Origin of the sequence: Hydrocarboniphaga daqingensis (genome assembly GCF_900129825.1) — a bacterium.
In the GTDB taxonomy this organism is placed as follows: domain Bacteria; phylum Pseudomonadota; class Gammaproteobacteria; order Nevskiales; family Nevskiaceae; genus Hydrocarboniphaga; species Hydrocarboniphaga daqingensis.
This window is the reverse complement of the sequence record NZ_FQWZ01000007.1, coordinates 71,929-84,262: the sequence shown is the minus strand read 5'-3', so window position 1 is coordinate 84,262 and position 12,334 is coordinate 71,929. Positions and strand designations below refer to the sequence as shown.

General features: G+C 64.6%; 5 protein-coding genes. 4 read left to right on the top strand and 1 reads right to left on the bottom strand.

What is annotated here, in order from left to right; translation table 11 throughout:
* Positions 1 to 112: 112 nt before the first annotated feature.
* On the top strand, positions 113 to 1,069 hold the full coding sequence (locus BUB09_RS14040) for a 2-oxoadipate dioxygenase/decarboxylase family protein (protein WP_084083454.1): 957 nt from the start codon (positions 113 to 115) through the stop codon (positions 1,067 to 1,069).
* A 6-nt stretch (positions 1,070 to 1,075) separates the two neighbouring features.
* Here the strand turns inward: BUB09_RS14040 and BUB09_RS14035 are convergent, their stop codons facing one another.
* Complete coding sequence (locus BUB09_RS14035) at positions 1,076 to 2,503, bottom strand: mannose-1-phosphate guanylyltransferase/mannose-6-phosphate isomerase (RefSeq protein ID WP_139250298.1); 1,428 nt, start codon at positions 2,501 to 2,503, stop codon at positions 1,076 to 1,078.
* A 358-nt stretch (positions 2,504 to 2,861) separates the two neighbouring features.
* Between BUB09_RS14035 and BUB09_RS14030 the strand changes: the two genes are divergently transcribed.
* The 3 genes from BUB09_RS14030 to BUB09_RS17705 all read left to right on the top strand — a co-directional run bounded on the left by BUB09_RS14030 (position 2,862) and on the right by BUB09_RS17705 (position 12,286).
* On the top strand, positions 2,862 to 5,819 hold the full coding sequence (locus BUB09_RS14030) for a ribonucleoside-diphosphate reductase subunit alpha (protein WP_072898506.1): 2,958 nt from the start codon (positions 2,862 to 2,864) through the stop codon (positions 5,817 to 5,819).
* A gap of 361 nt (positions 5,820 to 6,180) precedes the next feature.
* Entirely contained in the window at positions 6,181 to 9,213 is a 3,033-nt protein-coding gene (locus BUB09_RS14025) for a TonB-dependent receptor (RefSeq protein ID WP_072898504.1), read from the top strand.
* Between the two features lie 100 nt (positions 9,214 to 9,313).
* Positions 9,314 to 12,286, top strand: coding sequence for a thrombospondin type 3 repeat-containing protein (locus tag BUB09_RS17705; RefSeq protein WP_072898503.1), 2,973 nt, complete (start codon positions 9,314 to 9,316; stop codon positions 12,284 to 12,286).
* Positions 12,287 to 12,334: the final 48 nt, after the last annotated feature.

The following is a 12,334-nucleotide window of genomic DNA, read 5'->3' as shown; positions in this document are numbered from 1 at the left end:
ATTGTATGCGCAAGCCGGCCGCTGGCCGCCGCACTTTTGTTGGATCGCATCAGCGCATAGGCTTGCCAACATCGGCTGCGCCCGGCGCGCCTCCTCCATCGAAGGTCGACCCATGACTGCCTTGCCATCCCGCCTGCCCCCGCAGGCCCTGCGTGAACGCTTCGTCGACGTCGCCACGGCAAAATTCGCCACCCAAGTGCCGGACTTCGTCGCGCTGCGCCAACTGGTTGCCGACAACGGCGGCCATTTCATCAACGATCACGGCGCAATCCGCACGGCCGACCCGGCGCTGCGCGCGCTGATCGTCCGCGCCGCCGGCGTGCTCGGCCTGCGCAAGGAACGCGACTACCTGTTCCCGGCCAAGAAGCTGGTCAGCTTCGACCTGCAAGCGATCGGCGAAGACCCGCGGCCGTTCAAGATCTTCGTCTCGCAAGTCGACTTGAGCGCATTTCCGGCCGAGGTCGCCGCGCTGATCGAAGCCGACTGCGCCGAACAAGCGGCGGCCGTCGACCACGGTGAATGGGTCGAACTGATCGAACAAGCCGAACAAGACGGCGGCCTGAGCGACGGCGACGCCGAGGCCTTCGTCCAGCACTTCGTCTACCGGCTGATGCAGCGCAACGGTGCGCCGCTGCGCCGCTCGCTGCTCGAAGCGGTGGCCGCCGTTTCGGGGGAGGCGGCCAGCGCGCTGGCGCTGGGGCCCGACTTCAACCACGTGACGATCGACGTCTACGCGGCCGGGTTCAGCGGCATCGATGCGATGGCCGAGGCGATGCGCGCGCGCGGCTTCACGCTGCTGCCGGCGATCCAGGGCGCACCGGGCACGATGCTGCGGCAGACGGCGACGATGGCCGCCACGCAGCCGACGCCGGTGCTGGAAGCCGACGGTCAGCTCGGCGTTGCGCAGACCGAAAAGCAGTTTGTCGAGATCATCGAGCGCAACCAGGCGGTCAACGCCTGGGGCGGCAAGCTGTGGAAGCAAGACGGCACGCCGCTGATCTTCCGCAACTTCCTGGCGGCCAACGCCGAAAAGATTTTCGACGCGGCGTCGACCCGGCTGGCCTGCTGACCGGCGCTAGACCTTGGCCGGCGTGCGGCCGTAGATGTCGTCGAAGCGAACGATGTCGTCCTCGCCCAGGTAGGCGCCGGACTGCACTTCGATCAGCTCCAGCTGCACCTTGCCGGGGTTTTCGAGCCGGTGCGTCTGGCCCAGCGGGATGTACGTCGACTGGTCTTCGCACAGCAGGAAGTTCTTGTCGCCGCACCAGACGCGCGCCGTGCCCTTGACCACGATCCAGTGCTCGGCGCGGTGGTGATGCATCTGCAAGCTCAGCTTCTGACCCGGCTTGACGATGATGCGCTTGACCTGGAAGCGGTCGCCTTGCGCGACGGTTTCGTACGAGCCCCAGGGCCGGTAGACGCGCGGGCTGGCTTCGGCTTCGGAGCGTCGCGCCTGCTTGAGCCGGCTCACGATCTTCTTGACCTCCTGCACGCGGTCGCGCGGCGCCACGAGGATCGCATCTTCGGTCTCGACGACGACCGTGTCGCGGATGCCGACCATGCCGACCAGCCGGCTGCTGGCGTGAACCAAGTTGTCCTGGCAGTCCTCGAGCAGCACGTCGCCGCGGGTGCGGTTGCCGGCCGCGTCATCCGCCGGCAGCTTGCCCAGGTAGCTCCAGGAGCCGACATCGTCCCAGCCGGCGTCCAGCGGCACCAGCGCGATGTTGGCGGTCTTTTCCATCACCGCGTAGTCGATCGATTCGTTGCGGCACTTGCGGAACGCGCCCGGCTCAAGCCGGATGAAGTCGATGTCCTTGACCGCGTTGTTCCAGCTCAACAGGCTGGACGCATACATCTCGGGCTCCAGACGCTTGAGTTCGTCGAGGAACACGTCGGCCCGGAACATGAACATGCCGCCGTTCCAGTAGTAGCCGCCTTCGGCAATGAAGGCTTCAGCCTTGGCCCGCTCCGGCTTTTCGACGAACGCCGCCACGTCGTAAGCGCCGCTTTGGCCGATCGCGGCGCCGACCTTGATGTAGCCGAAGCCGGTCTCGGGGTGGGTGGGCTGGATGCCGAACGTGACGATCCGGCCCTCGGCCGCGACCGCGGCGCCCGCCTCGACCGCACGAACGAATGCGGCGGTATCGGTCACCGCCTGGTCGGCCGCCATCAGAAACACCACGGCCTGGGAACCGTATTGCGTCGTGGCGTAATGGGCCGCGACCGCGGCGGCAGGCGCCGTATTGCGGCCCTCGGGCTCGAGCATGATGCCGGCCCCGTCGAGGCCGACCTGACGTAGCTGCTCGGCGATCACGAAGCGGTGCGCGTCGCTGCCAATGACCAGCGGCGGCGCCGTGTCGCCGACCCCGCCGAGCCGCAGCGCCGTGTTCTGCAGCAGGCTGCGCTCGTCGAGCAACTTCAGAAACTGTTTCGGGTATTGCTCACGGGACAGCGGCCAGAGCCGGGTGCCGGAGCCGCCAGCCATCAATACGGGAACGATCATCAGCGTTTCATCGGCACAGGGTATTCGGTTCGGCATTGTAGCCAGCGCCGGGTAGGACAGATGAGAAGCCGCTCGGTTTCTGCGGGGTCTGCAACCCGGCTTCGACCGACCCCGACCGTTCGTCGGCTTCGCGAAACAAAGCCCTGCCGGAGCGGCCTGATCCACACCCCCGCCAAGCCCCGCAAAGCCGCGTCGCTGCGTGATTCCAGCACTTTTGTCCACAGGCAGCGCACAGATAATCACAGGATGTAAACACAGGATGTTGGGGTTGACGCCCCGCCGAACCACTAGATATTGTTACCGGACGGTTCAGCCCCGTTGGAAGAACCGACTCCGTCGCACTGCATAAGGGGAGCCCATGCAAACACATACCCAAGAATTCAATGACCTGCGTCGCCCGGTTTCGGCGGCGCCCGCTTCCACGGCCGAACTGGCCGCCGTCGCCCCGGGCGGTATCAAGGTGATCCGCCGTAACGGCAAGGTCACCGGCTTCGATTCCACCAAGATCGCCATCGCGCTGACCAAGGCCTTCCTCGCCGTCGAAGGCGGCCAGGCAGCGGCCAGCGCCCGCGTCCGCGAGACGGTGCAGACGCTGACCACGCAGGTCGTGCAGGCGCTGACCCGCCACATGTCCGGCGGCGGTACCGTCCACATCGAAGACATTCAGGATCAGGTCGAACTGGCGTTGATGCGCGCCGGCGAGCACAAGGTCGCCCGCTCCTACGTCATCTACCGCGCCGAGCGCGCCAGCGCCCGCGCCGCCGAAGCGGCCAAGGCGGCCCCCGATGCGCCGGCCGGCCCGGCGATCAACGTCAAGCTCGACGACGGCACCGTCCGCCCGCTGGACACCGCGCGCATCGTCCGCGTGGTCACCGAAGCCGCGCAGGGCCTGAGCGGCATCAGCATCGACGAAGTCGTGCAGTCGGCGCTGCGCGACCTGTACGACGGCATCAGCGAAGCCGAGCTGTCGCAGGCCGTGACGCTGGCTGCCCGCGCCCGCATCGAAAAGGAGCCGAACTACACCTACGTGTCGGCCCGGCTGCTGATGGACGGCCTGCGCCACGAGGCGACCAAGTTCCTCGGCATGGCCGAAACCCGCCCGACGCTGGCCGAGATGAAGGCGCTGTACCCGGAATACTTCCGCGAGTACATCCACCGCGCCGTCAGCCTGGAACTGCTGGATCCGAAGCTGGCGCTGTACGACCTGGACACGCTGGGCAAGGCGCTGATCGCCGAGCGCGATGCCAAGTTCGACTACCTGGGCCTGCAGACGCTGTACGACCGCTACTTCATCCACAGCAACAAGGTCCGCTTCGAGCTGCCGCAGGCCTTCTTCATGCGCGTGGCGATGGGCCTGGCGATGAACGAGATCGACCGCGAAGCCCGCGCGATCGAGTTCTACCAGCTGCTGTCGAGCTTCGACTTCATGTCGTCGACGCCGACGCTGTTCAACTCCGGCACGCCGCGCCCGCAGCTGTCGAGCTGCTATCTGACGCAGGTGCCCGACGATCTCGACGGCATCTTCGGTGCGATCAAGGACAACGCGCTGCTGTCCAAGTACGCCGGCGGCCTGGGCAACGACTGGACGCCGGTGCGCGGCATGGGCGGCTGGATCAAGGGAACCAACGGCAAGTCCAATGGCGTCGTGCCGTTCCTCAAAGTGGCCAATGACACGGCGGTGGCCGTCAACCAGGGCGGCAAGCGCAAGGGCGCCGTCTGCGCGTACCTGGAAACCTGGCACCGCGACATCGAGGAATTCCTCGAACTGCGCAAGAACACCGGTGACGACCGTCGCCGCACGCACGACATGAACACGGCCAACTGGGTGCCCGACCTGTTCATGAAGCGCGTGATGGAAGACGGCCCGTGGACGCTGTTCTCGCCGGAAGAAACGCCCGACCTGCACGACCTGATCGGCGAAGCCTTCGAAGCGCGCTACATCGCCTACGAAAAGCTGGCCAGCGAAGGCCGCATCAAGAACTTCAAGCGCACCCAGGCCTTGGGCCTGTGGCGCAAGATGCTGTCGATGCTGTTTGAAACCGGCCACCCGTGGATCACGTTCAAGGACGCCTGCAACCTGCGCAGCCCGCAGCAGCACATCGGCGTCGTGCACAGCTCCAACCTGTGCACCGAGATCACGCTCAACACCAAGGCGGGCTCCGAAATCGCCGTCTGCAACCTGGGCTCGGTCAACCTGCCGGCGCACATCGTCGACGGCAAGCTCGACACCGCCAAGCTCGAGCGCACGATCAAGACCGCGATGCGGATGCTCGACAACGTCATCGAGTACAACTACTACTCGGTCGCAACGGCGCGCAATTCCAACCTGCGCCACCGTCCGGTCGGCCTGGGTGTGATGGGCTTCCACGACGCGCTGTACAAGCTGCGCATGCCGTACGAGAGCCAGCAGGCGGTCGAGTTTGCCGACCGGTCGATGGAAGCCATCAGCTACTACGCGTTGAAGGCCTCGGCAGACCTCGCGGTCGAACGTGGCGCCTACGCCAGCTTCAAGGGCTCGCTGTGGGATCAGGGCATCCTGCCGCTCGACTCGATCAAGATCCTGGCCCAGTCGCGCGGCGGCAACGACACCGCGTATCTGAAGCAGGACGTCAGTGTGTCGGGTGCGTTCGACTGGGATGCGCTGCGCCAGCAGATCCGCACCACCGGCATCCGCAACAGCAACACGATGGCGATCGCGCCGACGGCGACCATCGCCAACATCACCGGTGTCAGCCAGTCGATCGAGCCGACCTACCAGAACCTGTACGTCAAATCGAACCTGTCGGGCGAGTTCACGGTGGTCAACGAGTACCTGGTCAACGACCTCAAGGCGCTCGACCTGTGGGACGAGGTCATGGCCCATGACCTGAAGTACTACGACGGCAGCGTGCAGAAGATCGACCGCGTCCCGGCCGAGATCAAGGCGCTGTACAAGTGCGCCTTCGAAATCGACGCCAAGGTGCTAGTCGACGCCGGCAGCCGCCGCCAGAAGTGGATCGACCAGGCCCAGTCGCTGAATCTGTACATGGCCCAGCCGAGCGGCAAGAAGCTCGACGAGTTGTACAAGCATGCTTGGGTGTCGGGCCTGAAGACGACCTACTACCTGCGCACGATGGGCGCGACGCACACCGAGAAGACGACGATCACCGACGGCCGTCTGAACAAGGTCGGCTCGGCCACGGCCAGCGCGTCGGCTGCCGCCGCTGCGGTCGCCAACGCCCCGTCGGTCCCGGCCAGCAGCGTGCTGTCGACGACCGATGTCAGCGGGGCCAAGGTCTGCTCGATCCTCGATCCAGACTGCGAAGCCTGCCAGTAAGCAACCAGTAGTCGACGCGCATCGCGGTTGGATGCGCAGCCAAGCCGCCCGGGCAACCGGGCGGCTTTTTTGTTGCAAATCGCCACATCGTTGTCATGGCGGCAGCGCTACCGCTTAGCGGACTTCACATGGCTGCAACAAATCCGGGCCGATCCAACGCCCGCTGTCATAAAACAATCACGGGCGGTGAATAACCTGCGCTCCGCTGAACGAACTGGGCTCGACACCCCGGGGCTTCGAGTCGGCGCTCGTAGAGGCTCGTCGAGCGGCAGGTTCCTTCAGCATTTCGTGCATCCATCTCGAGCCACACGCTCGGCATGAGCCGCATTGCACTGGATTTGCCGCGGATCATCACCTCTACATGAAATCGTTCTACCCGCTTTTCGGAGCCGCCACGCTTGCGCTGATGTCCGGCTCGGCACTCTCGGCCGAGCTCTATCTGAACACCTTCCTCGGTAGCAACCCGCTGAAGGACCTCGAAGTCGAACTCGACGGTCGCCTGCTCGGAACCACCGATGCCAACGGCGCCGTCAGCGGCGAATTGAAGGAAGGCGCGCACGTGCTGCGCGTGCTCGAAAAGCGCGTACCCCTGACGGAATACCGCTTCGAACTGGCGCCTGGGCAGAGCGCCGATCTGAGCCTGACGTTCACCGATTTCGCGCAGCCTCCGGCCGCCAACATCGAGAAGTACGATCCCGCAACGGCTGCGCAAGGCGCGCCCGGTCTGATCGAAGGCACCGTCAGCGACGGCGAAGGCAAGCCTCTGGCTGGCGCCGTGGTCCACATCGAACCGGCCAATCTCGAGACGGTGACCGATGAAAGCGGCCGCTTCAGTCTGCAAGCACCGCGCGGCATCTACGAACTGAGCATCCGCGCCGACGGCTACCAGACCGTCAGCACCACCGGGCTGCGCGTTGCAGCCGGCGTCGGCACCGCAATGAACGCAACGCTGAACCCGGAAGCGGTACAGGAAATCGGCGGCGGCAGCAGCAGCGGCAAGGGCGCCGACGGCGTCGAAGAAATCGTCGTCACCGGCTCGTACAAGCCGCGCTCGACGCCGGCCGGCATCGAGCGTTTCTCGGTGGCGGTGACCGACGCGATCAGCGTCGAAGAACTGGTGCGCGCCGGTGACACTGACGTCGCCGCGTCGCTGCGTCGCTTGGTCGGCGTGTCGGTGACCGGCGGTCGTTACGCGGTCGTCCGCGGCCTCGACGGTCGTTACATCGCGGCCACGCTCAACGGCAACTTGCTGCCGAGCACTGATCCGTTCCGCCGCGACGTCCAGCTGGACCTGTTCCCGTCCGACATTCTGGGCGGCATCGAAGTGCAGAAGAGTTTCTCGGCCGATATGCCGGGCGACACCACGGGCGGCATCATCAAGATCGCCACCCGCGATATTCCCGACCAGTACGTCAATCGTCTGTCGGTCAGCGGCGGTTTCGTCAGCGGCGTCACCGGCAAGGGCCTGGTGCGCTACCGGGGTGGTGACGGCGATGAAATCGGCTACGACGATGGCATCCGCGAACTGCCAGGCGATGTCGACAGCGCCACCAACGGTGGCCTGAATTTCCGCCTGTGCCAGGTCGAAGGGCAGACCGGCTGCGTCAGCCAGGTCGAAGCCGCGCGTCTGGCGTCGTTGCTGCCGAACATCTACAAGGTCAAAGAAGAAAAGGCCGCTCCGAAGTTCGGCGCCGCCTACTCGCTTGGCAACTCGTTTGATCTCGACATCGGCCGCGTCGGCGTCTACGGCGTGGCGACCTACGACAACAGCAACGCGTCGCGTCAGGATGCGAGCGTCGACAACGTCACGACGCGCTCAACCTATCAGCGCGACACGTTCAACACCGCGCTGACTGGCTACCTGGTCGCCGGAATCGAAAGCGTCGATGGCTGGACGGCCACCAGCAAGACGCTGTTCCTGCACGACAGCGAAGACAACACCACGTTCGAGTCCGGCTTCGACAAGAACGAAGACAACAACTTCGACCGCATCCTGCTGGAATGGATCGAGCGTCAGCTGATCTCGCAGCAGCTTCTGGCCTCGGTCCCATTGTTCGACACGCACAAGCTGGATCTGCACGCCAGCATTTCGCAGACCACGCGCATGTCGCCGGACCGCCGGACCTACAACTACCTCGGTGGATCGCTGGTCGTGTCGTCGGTCGAGCGCAGCTACTCCGACCTGACCGAAGACGCGATCGACGCCGGCGTCGACTACACGCTGCCGATCGAGATCAGCGACAGCGTCAACAGCAACATCAAGTTCGGCGGCCTGTACGACACCCGCGACCGCAACAACGATCTGGTCCGTCTCGGTCTGCGTACCGGCAACCGTTCCGCCGATCTGACCCAGGACGTCGAAGAACTGCTTTCGTTCGAGAACTTCGCCAACGACTCGTTCCGCTTGCGCGGCACCTCGACGCTGACCGACACCTACGTCGCCGAGCAGGAAACGGCCGCCGGGTATCTGTCGACCGAAACCAATATCGGTGAATCGTTCACCGTGGTCGCTGGCGCCCGTCAGGACAACTTCAAGCAGAGCCTGAGCTTCCCCAACGACACCACGTCCGCGGTCAGCCTGAAGTCCAACGAGCTGCTGCCCTCGCTCGGCACCATCTATCGCTATGGCGACGATCTCCAGGTGCGCGCCAACTATGCGATGACGGTGTCGCGTCCGAACATCACCGAGTTGGCGCCGTCGCGCTTCTTCGATGACAAGGGCCGTGAGCACGTCGGCTGCCCGACTTGCACCGCCTCGACGATCGACAACTACGACCTGCGCGTCGAGTACTACTTCAGCCGCGAAGACAGCATCTCGTTCGCGCTGTTCTACAAGGACATCACCAATCCTCTGGAGCGTTCGGTCGCCGACGGTTCGGGATCGGCCACCAACGCGCTGACGTTCCGTAACAACGAAGGCGCCACGGTGAAGGGTGTCGAACTCGACGGCAACAAGTCCTTCCTGTTCGCCGAGGCGCATCAGCTGTCGCTGGGTGCCAACGTCAGCTTCATCGAGTCGAAGATCGAGCTTGACGATGTCGGTCGCCGCCTCGAAAGCAACGACAGCCGCAAGCTGCAGGGTCAGTCGCCGTTCCTCGCCAACATGCGCATCGGCTACGACCACTTCCCGACGTCGCAGAAGGCCACGCTGGTCATCAACTACTTCGATGACCGCATCGACATCGTGGCCCGTGCACCGCAGGCCCCGATCTTCGAGGCCGGCCGTGCCACGGTGAACCTGACCTACGAAAAGGAATTCGCCAACCTGTCGAAGCTCAGCTTCCGGATCGAGAACCTGCTCGACGCGAAGGTCAAGTTCGTACAAGCCGACAAAACCATCGAGAGCTGGAGCAACGGCATCGAGTTCACGCTGGGCTACAGCTACAACTTCTAGTCGTTCTGGTCGCCTTCCGGTCCAGCCGTCTTGCGACGGCTGAGACCTTGTCTTTACCCGCCGTCTTCGTCCGTACCAAACCCGATCAAGGGAGAGATTCATGAAGAACAACCCGTTACTACTGTCGCTAGCCAGCGCCAGTTTCCTGCTCGTATCTGCCTGCGGCAGCGGCGGTAGCGACAACCAAGGCACGACGCCGCCCGACGCCGACCGCGATGGCATCGCGGATGCTGCCGACAACTGCCCTGCCGTTGCCAACGCATCACAGACCGACAGCGACCGCGACGGCGTTGGCGATGCATGCGATGCACCGCCCCCGCCGGTCGACACCGACGGTGACGGCATCGCCGACACCACCGACAACTGCCCGACGGTTGCCAACGCTGACCAAGCGGATGCCGACAATGACGGCATCGGCAATGTGTGCGACAGCAGCAATCCCCCGGTCGATCCGAGCTTCGTCAGCTGCAACGGCAACACCTGCACGATCACCGGCATCGTCAATCAGAACTACACGATGCAGGCGTCGCGGAACTGGGTCATCGATGCCGTGGTTCAAGTCGGCACCGGTAACGGCACGCTGGCCAACGCGGATGCCGTCGCTGCTACCAAGGCGGCGGGCGTGACGTTGACGATCGAAGCCGGCACCAACATCAAGGCGCTCGACGACGGCGTGCTTCTCGTCACGCGTGGCTCCAAGCTCAACGCGATCGGCACGGCAACCGCTCCGATCACGATCAGCAGCCTCGATGAAAACTTCGACGGCGAAGGCGAATGGGGCGGTGTCATCATCCAGGGCTTCGCGCCGCAGTTCGGCAAGGGCAATACCGGCGCCTGCTTTGGCACCGGCACGGTTTGCAACGTCGCAGGCGAAGGCGGCACGTTCGTCGGCAACTACGGCGGCAACGACCCGGCCGACAGCAGCGGCACGATCAAGTATCTGCGTATCGCGGAAGCGGGTCTCGTCGCGGGGCCGAACAACGAAGTCAACGGCCTGACGCTGCAGGGCGTCGGCTACGGTACGACGGTTGACTACGTACACGTCCACAACAACCTCGATGACGGCATCGAGTGGTTCGGCGGCACCGTCAACGTCACGCACATCGTGCTGACCAATAACGACGACGACGATATCGACTTCGACGAAGGCTACAAGGGCAATATCCAGTACGCGATCGTCCAGAAGAACCAGACCAAGGCGCAGCCGACCGGCAGCAACGATCCCCGCGGCATTGAGGCCAACAGCAGCAACGCTGACCTGGTCACGGAAACGCAGGCCGTCCTGTCCAACGTCAGCATCATCGGCGGTCCGGTGGTCAATGCAAGCGGCAGAACGCAGCCGGGCGTGCTGGCTCGCGGTGCGGTGACGATGTCGATGTTCAACTCGGCCGTTAAGGGCTTCAACGCCGGCTGCATCCGTATCGACGATGCCGATACCAACAACGACAGCACGGCGGATGTTCGCTCGAACGTGTCGCTGACCAACGTGCTCGGTGACTGCGCTGCGGGCCTCTACGCACGCCGTGCCGCCGACAGCGCCAGCAATGCGACGGCGACCACGGTGACGTTCAATGACGCCTATGCCGTCAACGAGTCGTCGGCACGTCTGTCATCGGCCCCGTCGATCACGCCGGTTGCCAATGGCTCGTCGTTCCAGTTCGAACCGACCAACTACGTCGGCGCCATCGCGCCCGATACCTCGGCTGCCTCGGCTTGGTGGGCAGGCTGGACGCTGCCGGGCGTGCTCGCGCCGGTTGCCGAAACGCCGGCTCCGGCCAGCTTCGTCAGCTGCGCCAGCAACGTCTGCACGGTCACCGGTACGATCAACACGAACTACACGTTCACCGCGGGCACCGAATGGCGCATCGACGGTCCGGTGCTGGTTGGTGGCGGCAATCGTACGATCACCGACGCGGCCGATGTGGCAGCGGTCAAGGCGGCCGGCGTCACGCTGACGATTCGGCCCGGCGTCAACGTCAAGGCATTTGACGATGGCGTGCTGGTCGTCACCCGCGGTTCCAAGATGGTCGCTGATGGATCAGCGAATGCGCCGATCACGTTCAGCAGCCTGGACGAGAACTTCGACGGTGAAGGCGAATGGGGCGGCGTCGTGATCCAGGGCTTCGCGCCGCAGTTCGGCCGCGGCAACACGGGCGCCTGCTTCGGCTCCGGCACCGTCTGCAACGTCGCCGGTGAAGGCGGTACGTTCGTCGGCAACTACGGCGGCAACGAGCCGGCCGACAGCAGCGGCACCCTGCGCTATGTCCGTATCGCGGAAGGTGGCTTGGTCGCTGGTCCGAACAACGAGATCAACGGCCTGACGCTGATGGGCGTGGGTCACGGCACGCTGGTCGACTACATCCAGGTCCACAACAATCTGGACGACGGTATCGAGTGGTTCGGCGGCACGGTCAATGTGCGTCACATGGTGCTGACCAACAACGACGACGACGACATCGACTTCGACGAGGGCTATAAGGGCAACATGCAGTTCGCCATCGTTCGCAAGAATCCGACGAAGACGGCGCCGACCGGCAGCAATGACCCGCGCGCAATCGAAGCCAACAGCAGCAATGCTGACCTGGTGGTTGATACGCAGGCGATGCTCGCCAACCTGACGCTGATCGGCGGTCCGCTGAACAACGTCACGGGTCGGACTCAGCCGGGTGTGCTGGCTCGCGGCGCCGTCACGATGTCGATGGTCAACAGCGCGGTGCGCGGCTTTGATGTCGGTTGCGTCCGCATCGACGATGCGGACACCAACAACGACACCGTTGCCGATGTCCGTTCGGTTGTGTCACTCAGCAACGTGCTGGGCGAGTGCACGGCGGGCTTCTATGCACGCCGTGCTGCCGACAACGCCAGCAACGCCGGCCCGTCGACGGTCACGCTCGACACCTCGTATGCACTGACCGAGTCCACCGCGACCCTGTCGGCCCCGTCCTCGATCACGCCGGTCAACAACGGCTCGAACTTCACGTTCGACGCCACTGACTACATCGGCGCCGTCAAGCCGGGCACGAGTGCCAGCGCCGCCTGGTGGAAGAACTGGACGATCCCCGGCTCGCTGTAAGCGCAAGCCTTTAAGCTGCTAAAAAGCCCCCGCCGTAATGGCGGGGGC

Excerpts from the sequence above, each read along its gene's own strand:
- BUB09_RS14035 (WP_139250298.1), bottom strand. The coding sequence starts at position 2,503 with ATGATCGTTCCCGTATTGATGGCTGGCGGCTCCGGCACCCGGCTCTGG.
- BUB09_RS14025 (WP_072898504.1), top strand. The coding sequence starts at position 6,181 with ATGAAATCGTTCTACCCGCTTTTCGGAGCCGCCACGCTTGCGCTGATG.
- BUB09_RS14040 (WP_084083454.1), top strand. The coding sequence starts at position 113 with ATGACTGCCTTGCCATCCCGCCTGCCCCCGCAGGCCCTGCGTGAACGC.
- BUB09_RS17705 (WP_072898503.1), top strand. The coding sequence starts at position 9,314 with ATGAAGAACAACCCGTTACTACTGTCGCTAGCCAGCGCCAGTTTCCTG.
- BUB09_RS14030 (WP_072898506.1), top strand. The coding sequence starts at position 2,862 with ATGCAAACACATACCCAAGAATTCAATGACCTGCGTCGCCCGGTTTCG.